Consider the following 17,989-nt stretch of genomic DNA (forward strand, 5'->3'; position numbering starts at 1 on the left):
GCGACATGACACACGGGGGGCGGACACCATGCGGCACGCCCGCTCCTTTGTCCAGGTTTTCCGGCCCCGCGCGGCACCCGCCGGGCGCGGTGACGTTCGTCGCGGCGTGCGCGGCGCGCCCGGACGTAGGCTGCCGCACTGTGAAGAGACACATACCTTTCGACCGGCTGCACAACTTCCGTGACCTGGGAGGCTACGTCACTGAGGACGGCCGTACGGTGCGGTGGGGGACGGTGTACCGGTCGGACTCGCTGAGCAAGCTGCGGGACGCCGACTGGGAACGCTTCCTCGGCCTGGGTGTCCGCACGGTCATCGATCTGCGCTACCCCTGGGAGATCGAGGCGAAGGGCCGGGTGCCGGACCACGCGTCCTTCGCCTACCACAACCTGAGCGTCGAGCACCGCCCCTACGACCAGGCCGCGCTGGGCCCCGACGTGGACACCGGGCGCTATCTCGCCGACCGGTACGTGGAGGTCGCCGAGGACGGCGTCAAGGAGCTGCGCCGGGCCCTGGAGCTGATCGCCGAGGACGGTTCGGGGCCCCTGGTGTTCCACTGCGCGTCCGGCAAGGACCGCACGGGCCTGCTCGCCGCGCTCGTCCTGACGCTCCTCGGCGTGCCCGAGGCCGCCGTGGTCGAGGACTTCACCCTCACCGGGCTCGCCACCGACCGGCTCGTCGCCGACTGGCGCGCCGCACACCCGGACCGCGAGCTGACCTGGCCCGACTACGGCCGGGCACCCGCGGAGGTGATGCGCCTCTTCCTCGCCGGGATCGCCGAGCGGTACGGCTCCCTGCGCGCCTACGCCGCCCAGCTCCTGGACGTCGACGAGGAGTTGGTGGCCGCGTTGCGCGCCGCCCTCCTGGAGGGGCCCGGGCTCACCTTCCGGCGGGCCGGAGCGGCCGACCTCGCCGAGCTCGTGCGGCTGCGCGACCAGGCCGCGCGCTGGCAGCTCAGCCGGGGCATCGCCCAGTGGAAGCCCGGGGAGCTGGGCGAGGACCACTTCCGCGCCCGCCTCGCGGACAGCGAGGTGTGGCTCGCGACCCTGGGGCCCGACGGGCCCGTCGCCGGGGCGTTCGAACTGTGGTGGGACGACCCCGTCCCGTGGGGCCCGCAGCCGCCGACCGCGGGCTATGTGCACCGCCTGATGACCGACCGGCGCACCGCGCCCCCGGGCACCGGGCTCCTTCTGCTCGCGCACGCCGAGCAGCGCATCCGCGCCGCCGGGCGCGGTCTGAGCCGCCTCGACTGCCGCTCCAACAACCCGCGGCTGCGGGAGTACTACGCGGCGGCGGGCTACGCGGAGGTGGGCGAGCTGGCGTCGAAGGACGGCGGGGTCGCGGGCCGGTACGCCGTCACGCTCATGGAGAGGCGGTTGTAGTCCGGAGCCCTACAGCGAGGCCTTGATGCGGCGCGGCGCGTCGGCCAGGCGGCTGATCAGGGAGACCACCTCCGGGGGCTGGCGGCTGGCGTCCCGGTCGGCGCTGAGCACGTAGTAGATCTGCTCCAGGGACGGCGGGCCGACCGCGACGGTGCGCAGGGCCGCCTGGCCGGGCGTGGCCTGGCCCGTGCGGACCAGGTAGGCGGCCGCCATCGAGCCGGTGCGGCCGACGCCCGCGCCGCAGTGCACGAAGACCGGGCCCTTCGCCTCGGCGACGACGCGCAGGAACCGGTCGACCTGCCCGCCGTCGGGCGTCTGCCCGTCGCGCACGGGCAGCCGTACGACGGCCAGTCCCGCGCGCCCGGGCCGGGCGAGCTCCGCCGCGCTCAGGTCCTCGGCCCGCAGGTCCACCACGGTGCGGATGCCGTGGGCGGCGAGCGCGCGGTACCCGGCCTCGGTGGGCGCGGAGCCGCGCCACAGCCGGTCGTCGACCCGCTGGAAGTGGCGGACGCCGGTCATCTCCCGGTCGGCGCGGACGTGTTCGCCCGCCCAGGCCGAGACGGCGAGCACGCCGAGCGACGCGGCGCCCCAGAAGACGGTGTAGCCGAGCGCGCACAGGCCGATCAGCTTGAGCGCGCGCCGGGGCGTCGGCCGTCTCGCTCCGAGCTTCCTGCCCGCGTGCGCGCAGGCGGCGCTCGCGGTGGCGGTGGCCGCGGCGACGCGGGCGACGGCACGGGCGGACGCGGCACGGACGGAGGAGGTACGGGACACCAAGCGGTCACCACCAGAGGGCGTACGCGTCGCGCACACCGGACTGCACGGAAGGGAGAGAGGCACGAGCCTCGTCCAGGCTACCGGCGCCCGAGAGGCCCGGCGACCCGGTCCGCCCACCCCTCGCGCCCCTCACGGCGCCTCAGTTCACTCGCGCGGCACGGCAGTTGATCCACTCGCCCGGCCGATCGGCACGCGCGGGCTCAGTGGCCCCGCCGCGCCTGGCTCTCCCCCAGGACCTTCGCGCTCGTGCGGTGGGCCGTCGCGTCGGCGAGGCAGCCGCGCAGCCGCATCACGTCGTGCTCGGAGAGGGCGGGGCGGATCACTCCGGCCCACACGTCGCCGTCCAGGCGGGTCAGCGGCGCGTGGACGTTCAGGGCGGCGGTGGACCTGCGGCAGCTCTCCCACAGCTCCCGGGCGGCCAGCGCGCGGGCCGGCGCGCCGGCGCTGCCGCGCACCCGCACCTCGTACACCACGGTGGTCGCGGCCGCGGCCGTGGCCTTGCCCGGGCGGGTCTGGGTGGCGTCGGAGAGGGTGTCCACGAGCAGGGCGAGCAGCAGGACGGCGGCCACGGCGGCGCCGCTCACCACGGCGGTGCGCAGGGCGCGCGGCCGGGGCACGGCCTCGCGGTCCTCCAACTCCGGGATGCGGCCGCCCCGTTCGTCGCCGGGGGCGGCCAGGCGCGCGAGGCGTCCGGCGAGCCTGCGCTCGGCGCCGGGCCGGACGGTGGCCGCCGAGATCCGCTGCACGACCCAGGCGACGCCCGAGAGCAGCGCCCCGGCCGCCATCAGGACCGGCACGAAGACGTACGTGCGGTGGGTGCCGTCCGGGGTGCCCTGCTCCAGCCAGCGGAACCGGGCGCCCTCCTCGGACCGGGACTCCTCGAGGCGCCGCCACACCTCCTCGGTGCGCCGCCCGGAGTCGGCCAACTGCCGCTCCAGGCGCCCCAGACGGCTCAGGAGCACTGTACCCACCAGGAGGCCCTCGATGACCAGCAGGAGCACCCCGCAGATGAGGGCGCGCTGCCACTCCCAGCGAGTGAGGTAGACGACGCTGTAGGTGGCGGCCGCGGCGGCGCTGAGGCCGCCGAGGAGATAGCTCACGTACTTCATGACGCCATGCCCTCCGTGCGGTCGGCGCCGTCCGGGGGCGCGGCCGGGGGTGCGCCGACGGCGGACATGCGCACCACTTCCACGGCGCCCGTGCCGCCGTCCACCGTCAGCCGGGTCCCGTCGGGGAAGCGCTCCAGGGCGTCGGGGACGCCGACGGCCGTCGGCACCTGGTACTCGCGGGCGAGCACGGCGAGGTGGGAGAGCACGCTGCCGGTCTCCGCGACGAGCCCGGTGAGCCCGGGCAGCAGCGGGGCGAGCGCCGGGTCGAGGGCGCGGACGACGAGGACCGCGAACCGGGGGCATTCGCCGCCGCCGTGCCAGGCCGTGCCGGAGCCGAAGCCGCCGCCCGCGCCCTGCCCGTCGGTGGCGGCGCGGCGCCTGCCCGGCTCGGCCACCGGCAGGCCGTCCGCGAGCCGGAACGCGGCGGGCAGCTCCGAGCGCTGCGGCCTCGGCAGGCGTTCGCGCAGATCGGCGGGGAGGCCCTTGCCGTCGCCCGCGGCGGTCAGCTCGGCCCAGCGCAGCAGGGCGACGCGGTCCGGGTCGTCGAGGAGTTCCACGGCGGTCAGCCTGCGGGCCAGCTCGCGCACCATGCTGGTCTGCATCTCCTGCACCCAGCGCACGCGGAGCCGCAGCCCCTCGCGGGTGGGCAGCACGGCGGTGCCGCGCGGCACGCCGGTCAGGGCGGGGCGTCCGGGCAGCGGCGGGCGCGGGCCGAGCGCGGGCGGCAGGAGCGAGAGGAGGACCGGGTGGCGGGCGATGAGCCGGGCGTCGTCGGGCTCGTCCGCGCGCGCCTCGGCGAGGACGGCGAGCGCCTCACCCACGGCCGTGGCGCCCGAACCCTGCCCGAGCACCGCCCCGGCCAGGGACTCCTGAGCGTGCAGCGCGGAGAGGACCGTACGCCCCCAGGAGACGGCGGCGAGCAGCCGGCCGCTCAACATCTGGGCGGGGGCGGGCAGTTCGCTCAGATACCGGTCGACGTCGGCCATGAGGTCGAGGGCGAGCGCCGGGAGCGTCGTGCGCACCCGGCCCATCCGCCAGGCGGCGGTGGCCCGGCGGGCGGCGGGCGCCGGGTTGAGGAAGCCGAGCAGGCGGTGGGTGGGCGGGGCGGCGCCGAGCAGCCGGAGGTCGGCCGCCGCGCGGCCCTCGACGGTGGTCACGGGCGGCAGTCTGCGCAGCCGGCGGCGGGGTGCCGCGCCCGCGATGTCCAGGGCGACCGCGAGCCCGTGCGCCATGGGCACCAGCCACAGGTCCTCCTCCAGGGGTTGCAGGACCCCGGGGAAGGTCTCGGCGACCGGGCCAGGACCGAGCAGCCGGGCGCGGCGGGCGGGGCGCGGGGGCATCGCGGTGATGGGGCGGGTCTGGAACAGCCACAGCCGGTCCTCGGCGTCGAAGGCGAACTCTATGTCCTGCGGGCCGCCGAACTCCCGCTGCGCGTCCCGGGCCAGGCGCAGCAGACGCAGCTGCCGGGCGCGCGTGAGCAGGCGCGCGTCGCGGGGTTCGCCGGGCTCGGTGTGGACCTGGCGGCCGTGCCGGGTCAGGTGGTACCGCACGCCCTGGACGCTGCCGTTCACCAGGCGGTCGGGGCCGCCGTCGACGGCGCTGATGACGACCCGGTCGCGGCGGCCCGCCATCGGGTCGGCCCCGAACATCACGCCGCCCACGGTGGCGCGCACCATCGGCTGCACGAGCACCGCCATCCCCCCGTGCGAGGTGTCGGCGCCGTGCGCGGCGCCCGTGGGCGCGCGCCCCGCCGAGCGCAGCACCCGCCGCACGGCGTCGGTGAAGTCGCTCCATCCGCGCACGTCGAGCACGGTCTCGAAGAGCCCCGCGAGCGACGAGTCGGCGGCGTCCTCCCACGCGGACGAGGAGCGCACGACGAGGGGCCGCTCCCCGTCGCCGCTCAACTCCCGCCAGGCACGCCGTAGTTCCCGCTCCTCATGAGGAGGCTCACCACGGGGCGCGGCGTCCACGGTGGCCGCGGCTGACGCGGTGGCGCCCCCGGTGCCCGCGGCATCAGCGGCGCCCGCGGTGGGCGTCACGGCGTGCGGGGCACCCGCGCTGCCCTCGGCGCCCGCGGGCACCAGTACGAACCCCGGCAGCACGGGAAGGCCCACGGCCGCCGCCCGTGCCAGATGGGCCGCCTTCGCACCCGCGAGGCGCGGGTCGCGGGCGCGCCGCGCCTCCAGCCCCACCGCAACCAGCCGGTCCGTCTCCACCCCGATCATGGCCTGCCTCCTTCGCCCGACCGCGCGCCCCGTCCCGCCCGCACATCTGCTTCCCGGCGCCGTTCCCTCCGCGGTGAGGCCCTGCGCGCCCGCCGCGCCACGCGGGCGAAACGCCAGGCCACGAAGCCGGACCGGAAAATCATCCAGCCCTTAGCACGGACGCGTGGCCGCGCCATGAAGTTGACTACAAGCCCACCCGAATTCGGCCGAACCCGTCGTCGGCGGCGACGGCGCGGGAGGCGGCGGTCCGGCGGCCGTGCGGCCTGTGCTAAGGCTTCTGCGCGGGGGATGTGCGGCGGAGGCACGGCCCTCGGCCCCGCGCCCGCCGCACGCTGTCAGCAGACGCAGAGAGGCGAAGACGTGACAGGCAGTCAGTTCGACGAGCTCGGGCAGGTCTACGAGGAGTCCTCGGGCATGGCCTTCAGGCAGGGCCTGGAGTTCCCCACCGTGCTCGGTCACCTCGGCGACATCGGGAGCCAGGACATACTCGACTTCGGCTGCGGCAGCGGGGTCTACACCCGGTTGCTCGCGCGCCGCGGCGCCCGGCGGACCGTCGGTCTCGACGCGTCCGAGGGCATGGTCGAGCACTGCCGCCGCCGGGAGGAGGACGAGCCCCTCGGCGTCGAGTACGTCGCGGGGGAGCTCCCGGAGCGGCTGCACGGCGCCTTCGACACCGTGCTCGGCGTGTACGTGCTGCCGCACGCCGAGACGTACGACGGGCTCGTCGCGATGTGCCGGGCGGTGGCGGCGGCGCTGCGGCCCGGCGGGCGCTTCCTGACGCTGCCCATCCACCCGGACGTCCACCCGGACCCGGAGCACTACGCCCGCTACGGCTTCCGCCTGGACGTCAGCGCCCGCGAGGACGGCGCCCCGGTGGACTTCGGGTTCACCGTGGGCGAGCACAGCGCGCGGTTCACCGCCCGCTACTGGACCGCCGCGTCCCTGGAGGGCGCGCTGCGCGACGCGGGCTTCGGCGCGCCCGAGTGGCGCGCGCACCAGGTGTCCGAGGCCGCCGAGCCCGGCCCCTCGGACGACTTCTGGGCCCGCTACCTCACGACGCCGCACGCGGCGGTCCTGGACGCGCGCAAGGCCTGAGGCACGGCCCGCCGGGCGCGGGCGGCTCAGCCCCCGCCGTCGGGCGGCGGCCCGGCCGCGCGGTGCCGGTGCGGCAGGTGCAGGGAGTGCTCGTGGTGCGGGCGCGGCGGGTGTTCGGCCGCGTGGGCCCGGTCGGCGAACCCGGGCGCCATCACGTGCACGGTCCGCCCGCCGCACTTGGGGCACACCGCCGCCGCCAGGGGCGAGCGCAGGGCGTTTCCGTCCTCGTCGACGTACTCCTGAGCGGCCGGCCCCGGGGGGCCCGCGGAGGCGGCGGGGTCGGGGAAGAACATGACCCGGAAGGTGGACTCCCAGGTCTCCCCGCAGTCTCCGCAGGTGAAGGCGAAGGTCTCGGTGACCGGTTCGGGCTCGGGCGGCATGGGCACTCCTCGTCGTCGCTCCCCCGGCATTCCAGCGGACAACGGCCCGCGCGGCCCGGCAACCCGGGCGCGCCGGTCGGGCGGCGCGGCCGGTGAAACGCCGGTGGCCCGGTGACCGTCGAGGTCACCGGGCCACCGGGCCGTGCACTGCGGGTGCTGTCCGCGCGGACAGCGCGTGGGGCGTCAGCGCGTCGGCTGCAGCTCCCGCTCCGGGTCGGAGTAGGGGGCGCCGCCGTTGTCGCCGAGCTGCTTGTAGAGCTTCTCGCCCTCCACGTCGACGTTCGGCAGGATCTTGTTCAGCCAGCCCGGCAGCCACCAGGCGGACTTGCCGAGCAGGGCGAGCACCGCCGGGACGATCGCCATGCGGACGACGAAGGCGTCGAACAGGACGGCGGCGGCGAGGCCGAAGCCCATGGTCTTGATGATGTCGTCGTCCTCCAGGATGAAGCCGGAGAAGACGCTGATCATGATGACCGCGGCCGCGGCGACGACGCGCCCGCCGTGGGTGAAGCCGGTCACGATGGCCTCGCCCGGACGCGATCCGTGGACGTACGCCTCACGCATGCGCGTCACGAGGAACACCTCGTAGTCCATCGCCAGACCGAACACCACACCGATCATGAAGATCGGCATCATGCTCATGATCGGGCCGGGCTGGTCGACGCCGAACACGTTCGCGAGGTGGCCCTCCTGGAAGACCGCCACGACCGCGCCGAGCGCCGCGAGCACCGAGAGCAGGAAGCCGAGCGCCGCCTTCAGCGGAACCAGGATCGAGCGGAACACCAGCATCAGGAGCAGGAAGGCCAGGCCGACGACCAGGGCCAGATACGGGATCAGCGCGTCGTCGAGGGTCTGCGAGAAGTCGATGACCGAGGCCGTCTGGCCGGTGATCAGGACCTCGGCGCCGGTCTTGGACTCGATCGTGCCGATGTCGGAGCGGATCTTCTTGACCAGCGTCTCGGTGTCGTGGTCACTCGGGCCGGACTTCGGCGTCGCGGACAGGATCGCCAGGTCGTCCGCCTTGTTCGGCGACGCCGGGCTGACGGACACGATGCCCTTGACCTTCTTGAGCTCCTCGCCGACGTCCTTCGCCGCGGCACCGGCGCCCTTGTCCTTGTCGACGACGATCGTCAGCGGGCCGTTGAAGCCCTTGCCGAAGGAGTCCGACAGCATGTCGTACGCCTTGCGCTGCGTGGTGTCCGGCGCGTACGTGCCCTCGTCGGGCAGGCCGAGCTGCAGGTTGGCGGCCGGGGCGGCCACCGCGCCGAGACCGGCGATGGCGACGAGCAGGACGATCAGCGGGCGGCGCAGCACGAACCGGGCCCAGCGCGTGCCGAGCTTCGGCTTGGCGTGGGGGTCGGTGAAGGGCACGCCGACGGGCTTCTTGCGGTCCTTGCGGCGCAGCGTCCTGCGGGGCGCGATGCCGAGCAGCGCCGGGATGAGGGTCAGCGCGATCAGGACCGCGATCACGACCGTGCCGGCCGCGGCGAGGCCCATCTTGGTGAGCAGCGGGATGTTCACCACGGCGAGGCCGGAGAGGGCGACGATGACGGTGAGGCCCGCGAACACCACCGCGGAGCCCGCGGTGCCGACGGCGCGTCCCGCGGCGTCCTCGGGAGTGCGGCCCTCCGCCCGCTCGGCGCGGTAGCGCGAGACGATGAACAGGGCGTAGTCGATGCCGACCGCGAGGCCGATCATCGTGGCGAGCGTCGAGGTGGTGCTGGACAGCTCCAGCGTGCTGGCCAGCGCGGTGATGCCGGAGATGCCGATGCCGACGCCGATGAGCGCGGTCAGGATGGGCATGCCCGCGGCGATCAGCGAGCCGAAGGTGATGAGCAGCACCACCGCGGAGATGCCGATGCCGATGAGCTCGGCGCTGCCGCCCAGCTCCTGCTCGGTCGGGACCGCGTCACCGCCCGCCTCGACGGTCAGGCCGTCCTTGCGGGTGTCCTTGAGCGTGTCGGTGAGCTTGTCCTTGACCTTGTCGGTCAGCTCGGGTCCGGGGACCTTGTACGACACGGTCGCGTAGACGGTGGTCGAGTCCTTGCTGACCGCGCCCGTCTTGAACGGGTCGTCGACCTTCGAGACCTGCGCGCCCTTGCTCAGCCGGTCGACGGCCTTGTTGACCTTCGCCTTGTTCGCGGCGTCGGTGATCTTCTCGCCCTTGGGGGCGCGGAGCACCACACGGGCCGTGGCGCCGTCGGCGCTCGTCTCGGGGAACTTCTCGTCGAGCAGGTCGAAGGCCTTCTGCGACTCCGTGCCGGGCATGGAGAAGACGTCGGCAGGAGCCTTGGGAGCCGAGGACGCTGCGACGCCCGCGCCGATGAAGAGCAGCACCCATATGAGCGCCATCCACCAGCGCCGTCTGAAGGCGAGACGGCCCAGTTTGTAGAGGAACGTAGCCACGGCGAACGAGACTCCCGTCGGGATTGGCAGGCAGGACCGACCCGTCCGCGGCGGTGCGCCGCACGACAGGGTGGGTCGGCAGGATCCACTCCATCGTGACGGCACCGAAGCGCGCGGAAGTCAGACTGCGGGCCGGAGTCCGCGCCCACGTCCGTCGTAGTCGGAAGTCGGCCGACTCATCCTCGGGTAGGAGACGCGCCGACTACATGTAGATCTCATGTACCAGGGGTGTGACCTGCGTCTCTTGGTCAACAACCCGCTCTCGGTATCGGACATTCAGGCGGAATACCCGACCTTTTCGACAGGTGTCGTTTCGGACACCAGAGGCATCGAGCGACACCTGCGCCGACGCGCCGGGGGCGCCCGGTCACCGCCGCATGACGTGCGCCGCAGCGACACGACCCCGCCTCCTCCAACGACGCGGCGCGCTGGCGTGTTCCAAGGGGGTGGCGGGCGGCCCGCGGCGGGGCCGCCCGCCGCCCTCGGGGCCCCCTAAGGGTCGGCCCCGGGGCGCGCGTCAGGCCGTGCGCAGGACCTCGATGACGCTGGCGAAGCTGTCCCCGCCGTGCCCCGCGGCGTGCGTCCGCTCCATGAAGGCCTTCAGGAGTTCGGGCAGGGCGCTGTCGACGCCGCGGTCGGCCGCGGCGTGGACGAGGTGGTCGATCGCCGTGATCTGCACGTCGACGGTGGCGTCGTCGCCCGGGTAACTGCCCTCTTCCACCTGGGCCGCGTACCGGGTGATGAAGCCGCTCACGGCACCGCCGAGCCAGCGCAGCGCGAGCGGCGCGAACTCCGTCGCCTTCGCCCCGTCGGCGCCCACGAGCGCGGTCCCGTGCAGCCAGCCGCCGAAGGCCGCCCACATCAGGCCGAGCAGCGCCACGTCGTACAGCGGGGCGAAGCCCGCGTCCTCACCGAGGAACAGCGGGTCGCCGAGCGCTTCGAGGACGGGCCTGTGGGCGTCGAAGGCGGTCCGCGGGCCGCTGTAGAGGAACATCATCTCGGGGCTGCCGACGCCGGGCGGGGTGGTCATGACCGCGCCGTCCAGATAGGCGACGCCGCGCTCGGCGGCCCAGGCGGCGAACTCCCGGGCCTGCTCGGGCGAGCCGGTGGTGAGGTTGACGAGCGTGCGGCCCGCGAGCGTCGCCGCGGCCGGGTCGACGACCGCGTGCAGCGCGTCGTAGTCGAGGACGCAGGCGATCACCAGCTCGCTCGCGGCCACGGCCTCCGTGGGGGTCGCCGCGACCCGGGCGCCGCGCGCGGCGAGCGCCTGCGCCTTCGCCGGCGTGCGGTTCCACACCGTGGTCTCGTGGCCGCGCTCCAGGAGGGCGGCGGCGAGGGCGGCACCCATGTTGCCCAGGCCGATGACGGTGACGGGGGTGCGGCGTTCAGCGTTCATTGCGTGCTTGCTCCTTGCGCGTCCACCGGACGCGGTCGTGTCCGGACGACCGCCCGCGGCGGCGTCCGTGGTGATCCGGTACGAGAACCCTCGCAGCGGGCCGGGGAGCGGGACAGTGACAGCGGTGACGTCGGTCACCAAATTCCTGCCACCCCGTGAAGCGGCCGTACGCTCGCCGCATGAGCGCTGGTTCCGTCGCGGTGGTCGTGACCGAGGAGATCGGGGTCCCCTCCTGGGACCTGTACGAACTGAGCATCCCGTGCACGGTGTTCGGCAAGCCCCAGCCGGACCTCTCCGAGCACTGGTACGACCTGATGCTGTGCGGCACCGACACCGGCTCCGGCGCGCGGGACGCCGCCGCGCACCCCTTCGGCGTCTCGGTGCGCACGCCGTACGGCCTCGACGACCTGGTCGGCGCGGACACCGTGATCGTGCCTTCGGTGCCGGACGCCTGCGTCGAGGAGGGCGCGCCCCTGCCGGACGGGCTGGTCGACGCGCTGCGCCGCGCCCACGCGGCGGGCGCGCGGATGGTGTCGCTGTGCAACGGCGCCTTCGCGCTCGCCGAGGCGGGACTGCTCGACGGCCGCCGCGCCACGGCGCACTGGCAGCACACCGGCCAACTGGCGGCGCGCTACCCCAAGGTCGAGGTCGACGACTCGGTCCTGTACGTCGACGAGGGGGACGTGCTCACCAGCGCGGGTCTGACGGCGGGGCTCGACCTGTGCCTGCACCTGGTCCGCCGCGACCTGGGCGCGCACGTCGCCAACCAGCTCGCGCGGCGCATGGTGGTGCCCGCGCACCGGCCGGGCGGGCAGGCGCAGTTCATCGACCTGTCGGTGCCCGCGGCCGACGACGCGAGCCTGAGCCCCGTCCTGGAGTGGGCGCGCGGGCGCCTCGACGAGCCGCTGACCGTCGACGACTTGGCGCGCCGCGCGGCGATGAGCCCGCGCACGTTCTACCGGCGGCTCCAGGCGGCCACCGGCACGACGCCGCTCCAGTGGCTCCTGAACCAGCGCCTGGCGCGGGCGCAGAGCCTCCTGGAGGCGACGGACCTGCCGGTCGAGAAGGTCGGCGAACTCAGCGGCCTCGGCACGGCGAACAACCTGCGCCACCACTTCCTCAAGCACGTGGGGGTGCCGCCCAGCGACTACCGCCGCGCGTTCTCGCAGACGGGCCGGGCGCCGGAGCCGCCGGCTAGGTGACCGCTCCCGGAGCCTTCGCGCGGACCCGGGCGAGCAGCGCCCTCTTGTCCGGCTTGCCGCTCGGCGCCACGGGCACGTCGGTGAGGACGGTGAGCGTGGACGGCAGCCCCGCGACGCCGAGTTCCGCCTCCACGTGCTCCCGTACGGCGTCGAGGGCGGGCGTGCGGCCCGGCGCCGCGACGACGAAGGCGTGGGCGGCCTCGCCCGTGCGCCGGTCCGGAGCGGCCACGACGTAGGCCCGGTCGACGTCGGGGTGGGCGGCGACGGCCCGTTCGAGGGCGCCGCAGTAGTGCACGACCGCGTTGACGATGACGATGTCGCGGCTGCGGCCCGTGAGGTGGAGGAAGCCCCGCGCGTCCAGGTGCCCCACGTCGCGGGTGCGCACCCAGCCGTCGCGCAGCGCCTGGGCGCTCTCCGCCTCGTCGCGCCAGTAGCCGGTCATGGCGCAGGGCGTGCGCGCCCAGATCTCGCCGGTGGCGCCGGTCGGGACCGGGAGGCCCTCGGCGTCGCGCACGCTCAGCTCGGTGCGCGCCCAGGGGCGGCCGACGGAGGTGGCGGCCCCCTCGGGCCCGTGCGCGAGGTCGTCCGGCGTCAGGAGCGTGAGCATGCCCGTCTCGGTCTGGCCGTACGCCTGGTGCACGGCGGGGCCGATGCGGCGCACGGCCTCGGCGAGCGTGTGCGGGGCGAGCGGGGAACCGGCCACGATCAGGACCCGCAGGCCGCTGAGGTCGGTGGCACGGCCGGGCCCGGCGCGCAGCGCGTCGAGCACGTGGTGCAGCCGGGGCACGGTCATCAGCAGGGCGGTGATCCGCAGGCGCTCGACGAGCCGGGGGAACTCCAGCGGGGGCGCGGGGATCACGGCGGTGCCGCCGCCGAGGAGGCACAGGCCCAGGTGCTCGAACATGACGGCGCTGGTGAGGGTGCCGAACAGCAGGAAGCGCCGGTATCCGGCCGCGAGGCGCGCGATCCGCTCGTCCCCGTGGGCGGCCTGCCAGGACCAGTACGCGGTGAGCGCGCGGTAGTCGAGGACACAGCCCTTGGGGCGGCCCGTGCTGCCGCTGGTGAGGTGCACCAGGGCGGCGTCGTCCGGGCGGCCGCGCGCCACGAGGCCGTCGCCGGGCAGCGGGCCGGCGTGCGGATGCGCCGCGAGCAGGTCGCTGTCGAGCCGCAGGACGGGCAGGTCACCGGCGGCGCGGAGCAGTTCGGGCGGCGGCGGGGCGGCGTCGGTGACGACCACGTCGACGTCGGCGGCGAGGACGTGGGCGAGCTGGGCCGGCGTCAGGCCCGGTCGCAGACCGGTCACCCGACAGCCCAGCAGATGGGCCGCGATCTGCACGGCGAAGCCCTCGGGGGTGACCTCCGTGGCGAGGGCGACGGCGCGCCCCGGGCCGAGCCCCGCCGCGCGCAGCCCGGCCGCGCACCGGGTGACGAGCGCGAGCACCTCACCGCGCGTGACGGCACGGGAGCGGTGCTCGAAGGCCACGGAGGCGGGATGGCGGCGGAACGCGTCGATCAGGGCCTGCGGGAAGGCGGCTTCCGTCGAATTGCTCGCTTTGCGTCCGTTTTCCACGGGGCATCCGTTTCGGAGGATGAAACAGCGGCAGCGGGAATGAGGGTACAGAACAGGAAAGCGGCGTACGATCTCTGGCCGATTTTCGCCCGGGGGCCGACCGGCCAGGCTCACGGTATCGCTCGGCCCTCTCCCCACAAGCCCCCATTCTCTGTGACGCACGCCACACCGAGGCGATCTGGCGGCCCACTTGAAGTGTCAACTACCGTGATGTATCCGCTCGTTGAAGCCTCTCACCGGGGACGTCGGCGACGCTCACCGGAGACGGGAGCAAGGCGTGACTCACGGTGGCTTGATTGACTACTTGATAGTCGGCGCGGGACCCGCGGGACTCCAGGCCGGATATTTCCTTGACCGCTCCGGCCACAGCTATCTCATCGTCGAGTCCGGAACGGCTCCGGGAACGTTCTTCACGCGTTTCCCGCGCCACCGGAAACTCATTTCGATCAACAAGGTGCACACCGGCTGGGACGACCCCGAGCTGCGCCTGCGCACCGACTGGAACTCGCTCCTCTCGGACGAGGGCGCACCGCTGTTCACCGAGTGCACCCCGCGCTACTTCCCGGCCGCCGACGACATGGTCCGCTACTTGGCCGACTTCGCCGCGACGCACCGCCTGAACGTCCGGTACTCCACCCGCGTCACCGAGATCAGCAGGCCGGGACCGCCCGCGGGGACCGGCGACTTCACCGTCCGCACCGCCGACGGCGACGTCCTGCGCGCCCGGCGCCTCATCGTGGCCACCGGCGTGAGCCGGCCCTACGTCCCCGGGGACATCGAGGGCGTCGAGACCGCCGAGCGGTACGACGAGGTGTCGGTCGACCCGGCGGACTTCACCGGCAAGCGGGTGCTGATCATCGGGCGCGGCAATTCCGGCTTCGAGACGGCGGACAACCTGATCGAGACGGCCGCGGTCATCCATCTCGCCGGGCCCGGATCGCTGCGCATGGCGTGGCAGACGCACTTCGTGGGACATCTGCGGGCGGTGAACAACAATTTCCTGGACACCTACCAGCTCAAATCGCAGAACGCGCTCCTCGACGGCCGTGTCCTGTCCCTGCGCAAGCAGCCCGACGGCACGTATGTGGCCGCGGTGAGCTTCGCCCGGGTCGACGAAGTGGTCAAGGAGATACCGTACGACCGCGTCATTCTCGCCACCGGATTCCGCTTCGACGCGTCCCTCTTCGCCCCGGAATGCCGCCCGCGCCTTACCGTAAACGACCGGTTTCCGGCGCAGACCGACGCGTGGGAATCCGTCGACGTGCCGGACCTGTTCTTCGCGGGCACGCTCACCCAGGTACGGGACTTCAAGAAATCGACCAGCGGATTCATCCACGGATTCCGCTACGGCGTCCGGGCGTTGCACCGCATCCTGGAACGCCGCTACCACGGCGTCCCCTGGCCGGGCAGGGAGCTTCCGGCCACCGCGGCGGCGGCCGCGGACGCCGTGCTCGCGCGCGTCAACCGCACCTCCGCGCTGTGGCAGCAGTTCGGCTTCCTCGCCGACGCGCTGCTCGTCGGCGCCGACGGCGGGCTGCTCCACTGCGAGGAAGTACCGGTCGACCACCTCCACCGCGCGGTCGCGCAGGGGCACTTCGGCGAGGTCACGGAGTACTGCGCCGTCACCCTCGAATACGGCGCCGACCACGACCGCGTCGACCCGTTCGACATCGGGACCGGACGGGTCGGGCAGCGCGACACCACCGGACTCGACGGCCGCTATCTGCACCCCGTCGTCCGCGTCTTCCGCGCCGGTGAGCTCCGCGCCGAGCACCACCTCACCGAGAACCTGGAGAACGAGTGGGACAGCGAGGAGGTCCACCGCGTCCCGCTCCTGGCCTTCCTGCGCGAACACCTCGCGCGGCAGAGCGCGGGCCGCGCCTGATGTCCCGCATCGAAGAGTTCCACGACCGCGCCCGCGCCGCGCTCGACCGCGTCCACTACGACTACTACGCCGGGGGCTGCGGGGCCGAGACCGCCCTCGCCGACAACGAGCGCGCCTTCGCCGAACTGGCCCTGCTGCCCCGGGTCCTGCGCGGCAACGACCGGCGGGACACCGGGGTCGCGCTGCTCGGCGACCGCGCCTCGCTGCCGGTCGTTGTCTCCCCCACCGCCTTCCACCGCCTGGCCCACCCCGACGGCGAACGCGCCACCGCCCGCGCCGCCGCGCGGGCCGGGACCGTCCTGGTGACCAGCATGGCGGCCACGGTGGCCGTCGCCGACGTGGTGGCCGCGGCGCGGGCCGTGCGCGCGGACGCCGCCGTGTGGTTCCAGGTCTCCTTCCACCCGGACGACGACGTCACGACCGCCCTCGTGCGCCGCGCCGCGAAGGCGGGCTGCACGGCCCTCGTGGTCACCGTGGACACCCCGGTCTTCGGCCGCCGCACCCGCGACGAGCGCAACGGCTTCCACGACCTGCCGCCGGACCTCGCGCCCGAGAACCTGCGCGACCTGCCCGGCACCCCGCCGGGCGGCACCCTGCCCATCGCCATGTCCCCGGAGTTCACCTGGCGGCACCTGCGCAGGCTGCGCGACCTCACGCACCTGCCCGTGGTCCTCAAGGGAGTGCTGCACCCAGCGGACGCGCGTACCGCCGTCGACGAGGGCGCGGACGCGGTCTGGGTGTCCAACCACGGCGGCCGCCAGCTCGACGCGGCACCGGGAGCCGTCCGCGCGCTGCCGCGGGTCGCCGCGGCGGTCGCGGGGCGCGTGCCCGTGCTGCTCGACGGCGGGGTCCGCTCCGGAGCCGACGTCGCGGCCGCGCTGGCGCTCGGCGCCACGGCGGTCGGGGTGGGCAGACCCGTGCTGTGGGGCCTCGCGGCGGACGGCGAGGCTGGTGTGCGGGACGTCATCGAACTGCTGCGCGCGGACTTCGACCACGTCCTCGCCCTGTGCGGCGGGCGCGGTCCTGCCGACCTGACCGCCGACATGGTCGTCACCAGGGCGTGGCCGCCGGCGGGGCCCGACGAGCGGGCGGGGCAGGGCCGGTGAGGCTCCGGCCCTGGGCGGCCGCCGCCGGGCTCGCCGCGCTGTCGTCGCCGTACTGGCTGCCGTCCGCGGTCGTCGCGCTGCGGATGCGGATCTTCGCGCGGCTCGGCGGCGGCGAGGGCGTCCCGGTCCCGGGCGAGCAGGTGGGGCCCGACCGGTTCGAGGAGCTGTACGGGCATCCGGCGGCGGGCGGCCGCAGCCGGGGAGCCGCCCTGTCCGACCTGTTCTGGTACTGGCTCGCGCCCGGCGCCGACGTCCACCAGGAGCACCTGGAGGCCGGTCCGCGCTACGACGAGGTGGCCCGCACCACCCTGGCGATCCTCGCCGGGCCCGCCGCGGACCTCTCGCGCGCCGCGGCCCGCTGCACCGCCGCCGTCCTCGACGAACTGGGGCCGGGCCGGGCCACCTTCGTGCGGCTGCGCGACCTGATGATGCCCGTGTGGGCGGAGTTCTTCCACGAGCGCGTCTTCCACGAGCCGTGCCCGCCCGGGGTGCGCCGCCTGATCACCGATCACGCCGACGACGTGGTGAGCGCGCTCAAGTGCACCCGCCCGCGCCACATGCGGCGCAGGCACCGCCTCACCCGGTATCTGGCGCGCCGCGTCGCCGCCGGAGCCGTGCCGCACGCGCTGCCGCGCTCCCTGACCACGCGCGAGCGGGCGTACTACCTCCAGGGCACGTTCTTCAACACGGCCGTGGTGCAGCTCTCCGAGGCGATGGCGCATCTGCTGCTCGCCCTCGCCGAACACCACGACGTACAGGAGCGCGTGGCGCGCGCGCCGGACGACGACCGCTATCTGGACCACGTCATCGACGAGACGTTCCGGCTCTATCCCCTCTTCGGCGTCGCCCACCGCATCACCACGGCCGACATCACGCTCGGCACGGGCCCCACGCTGCCCGCCGGATCGGTGCTCTGCTTCAGCTACCCCGCCTACCACGCCACCGGGTACGCGGACCCGGAGGTCTTCGCGCCGCACCGCTGGGAGACGCGCACGGCCAGGGACGCCCACCACATCCCCTTCGGCGTCGCCGCCAACCGGCCGTGCCCGGCCTGGCGGCTCGCCCCCGTCGTGATGCGCGCGGCCGCGCGCGAGGTGCTGCGCCGCTACGCGCTCGACTCGGCGGTCTCGCACACCCGGTCCATCCCGCACCGGGCGCCCTGTCTCCTGGTGCGGCGCGGGCGGCCGCTGCCCCGGCCGTGGGCGCGCGGCGCCCGCGCGTTCCTGCGGGTCAGGGACCGCTTCGAGGACGTGGGACGGGCACCGGCACAGCTCGTCCTCGGCACCTGGATGGTGCTCGACGCCCGCCGCCACCGGCTCGCCGCGACGTACTTCGCGAGCCACGACACCGAGGGGCGGCCGCTCGCCGCGCACCCCGGCACGGACTCTCCCGGGTGTCCCCACCTGTCCGGCTGAGGCCCGGCCGAAACCCACTCGGAGCCCGCCCGGAGCCCGCTTCAGGC

General features: G+C 74.6%; 13 protein-coding genes. 6 read left to right on the forward strand and 7 right to left on the reverse strand.

Annotation, left to right across the window (positions count from 1 at the left end; translation table 11 throughout):
* The first annotated feature begins 140 nt into the window (after positions 1 to 140).
* Complete coding sequence (locus C9F11_RS05465; RefSeq protein WP_138958177.1) at positions 141 to 1,379, forward strand: tyrosine-protein phosphatase; 1,239 nt, start codon at positions 141 to 143, stop codon at positions 1,377 to 1,379.
* A gap of 9 nt (positions 1,380 to 1,388) precedes the next feature.
* Here C9F11_RS05465 and C9F11_RS05470 read toward each other — a convergent pair whose 3' ends face one another.
* From C9F11_RS05470 to C9F11_RS05480, 3 genes are all read right to left on the reverse strand, one after another.
* Positions 1,389 to 2,150, reverse strand: a complete 762-nt coding sequence (locus tag C9F11_RS05470; RefSeq protein WP_138958178.1) for a dual specificity protein phosphatase family protein — start codon at positions 2,148 to 2,150, stop codon at positions 1,389 to 1,391.
* 203 nt (positions 2,151 to 2,353) lie between these two features.
* Positions 2,354 to 3,262, reverse strand: a complete 909-nt coding sequence (locus tag C9F11_RS05475) for a hypothetical protein (protein WP_138958179.1) — start codon at positions 3,260 to 3,262, stop codon at positions 2,354 to 2,356.
* On the reverse strand, positions 3,259 to 5,487 hold the full coding sequence (locus tag C9F11_RS05480; protein ID WP_138958180.1) for a PEP/pyruvate-binding domain-containing protein: 2,229 nt from the start codon (positions 5,485 to 5,487) through the stop codon (positions 3,259 to 3,261). The genes C9F11_RS05475 and C9F11_RS05480 overlap by 4 nt, the downstream gene beginning before the upstream one ends.
* Positions 5,488 to 5,847: 360 nt before the next feature.
* Between C9F11_RS05480 and C9F11_RS47285 the strand changes: the two genes are divergently transcribed.
* On the forward strand, positions 5,848 to 6,582 hold the full coding sequence (locus C9F11_RS47285; protein WP_171075647.1) for a class I SAM-dependent methyltransferase: 735 nt from the start codon (positions 5,848 to 5,850) through the stop codon (positions 6,580 to 6,582).
* Between the two features lie 26 nt (positions 6,583 to 6,608).
* Here C9F11_RS47285 and C9F11_RS05490 read toward each other — a convergent pair whose 3' ends face one another.
* The 3 genes from C9F11_RS05490 to C9F11_RS05500 form a co-directional block, all read right to left on the reverse strand.
* Entirely contained in the window at positions 6,609 to 6,962 is a 354-nt protein-coding gene (locus C9F11_RS05490) for a hypothetical protein (protein ID WP_138958182.1), read from the reverse strand.
* 183 nt (positions 6,963 to 7,145) lie between these two features.
* The gene (locus tag C9F11_RS05495; protein ID WP_138958183.1) at positions 7,146 to 9,368 is read right to left on the reverse strand and encodes an MMPL family transporter; all 2,223 of its coding nucleotides are present in this window, start codon (positions 9,366 to 9,368) and stop codon (positions 7,146 to 7,148) included.
* A gap of 517 nt (positions 9,369 to 9,885) precedes the next feature.
* A complete protein-coding gene (locus C9F11_RS05500) occupies positions 9,886 to 10,764 on the reverse strand; it encodes an NAD(P)-dependent oxidoreductase (RefSeq protein ID WP_138958184.1) in 879 nt (292 codons plus the stop codon).
* Positions 10,765 to 10,943: 179 nt separating this feature from the next.
* Here C9F11_RS05500 and C9F11_RS05505 point away from each other — a divergent pair, with 179 nt between their 5' ends.
* Entirely contained in the window at positions 10,944 to 11,966 is a 1,023-nt protein-coding gene (locus C9F11_RS05505) for a helix-turn-helix domain-containing protein (protein ID WP_138958185.1), read from the forward strand.
* Here the strand turns inward: C9F11_RS05505 and C9F11_RS05510 are convergent.
* Complete coding sequence (locus C9F11_RS05510; RefSeq protein WP_138958186.1) at positions 11,959 to 13,536, reverse strand: fatty acid--CoA ligase family protein; 1,578 nt, start codon at positions 13,534 to 13,536, stop codon at positions 11,959 to 11,961. The two genes, C9F11_RS05505 and C9F11_RS05510, sit on opposite strands and share 8 nt — an antisense overlap.
* 277 nt (positions 13,537 to 13,813) lie before the next feature.
* Here C9F11_RS05510 and C9F11_RS05515 point away from each other — a divergent pair, with 277 nt between their 5' ends.
* The 3 genes from C9F11_RS05515 to C9F11_RS05525 all read left to right on the forward strand — a co-directional run bounded on the left by C9F11_RS05515 (position 13,814) and on the right by C9F11_RS05525 (position 17,942).
* Positions 13,814 to 15,421: an NAD(P)-binding domain-containing protein gene (locus C9F11_RS05515; RefSeq protein ID WP_249401605.1), complete on the forward strand. Its 1,608-nt coding sequence runs from the start codon at positions 13,814 to 13,816 to the stop codon at positions 15,419 to 15,421.
* Complete coding sequence (locus C9F11_RS05520; RefSeq protein WP_138958187.1) at positions 15,421 to 16,527, forward strand: alpha-hydroxy acid oxidase; 1,107 nt, start codon at positions 15,421 to 15,423, stop codon at positions 16,525 to 16,527. The genes C9F11_RS05515 and C9F11_RS05520 overlap by 1 nt, the downstream gene beginning before the upstream one ends.
* A gap of 83 nt (positions 16,528 to 16,610) precedes the next feature.
* Positions 16,611 to 17,942: a cytochrome P450 gene (locus C9F11_RS05525; RefSeq protein WP_138966101.1), complete on the forward strand. Its 1,332-nt coding sequence runs from the start codon at positions 16,611 to 16,613 to the stop codon at positions 17,940 to 17,942.
* Positions 17,943 to 17,989: the final 47 nt, after the last annotated feature.

It is taken from the genome of Streptomyces sp. YIM 121038 (assembly GCF_006088715.1).
Taxonomy (GTDB): domain Bacteria; phylum Actinomycetota; class Actinomycetes; order Streptomycetales; family Streptomycetaceae; genus Streptomyces.

What these genes read in the sequence shown, in the direction of transcription:
- C9F11_RS05480 (WP_138958180.1), bottom strand. Translation starts at nt 5,487, where the DNA reads ATGATCGGGGTGGAGACGGACCGGCTGGTTGCGGTGGGGCTGGAGGCG.
- C9F11_RS05500 (WP_138958184.1), bottom strand. Translation starts at nt 10,764, where the DNA reads ATGAACGCTGAACGCCGCACCCCCGTCACCGTCATCGGCCTGGGCAAC.
- C9F11_RS05490 (WP_138958182.1), bottom strand. Translation starts at nt 6,962, where the DNA reads ATGCCGCCCGAGCCCGAACCGGTCACCGAGACCTTCGCCTTCACCTGC.
- C9F11_RS05505 (WP_138958185.1), top strand. Translation starts at nt 10,944, where the DNA reads ATGAGCGCTGGTTCCGTCGCGGTGGTCGTGACCGAGGAGATCGGGGTC.
- C9F11_RS05525 (WP_138966101.1), top strand. Translation starts at nt 16,611, where the DNA reads ATGCGGATCTTCGCGCGGCTCGGCGGCGGCGAGGGCGTCCCGGTCCCG.
- C9F11_RS05520 (WP_138958187.1), top strand. Translation starts at nt 15,421, where the DNA reads ATGTCCCGCATCGAAGAGTTCCACGACCGCGCCCGCGCCGCGCTCGAC.
- C9F11_RS05475 (WP_138958179.1), bottom strand. Translation starts at nt 3,262, where the DNA reads ATGAAGTACGTGAGCTATCTCCTCGGCGGCCTCAGCGCCGCCGCGGCC.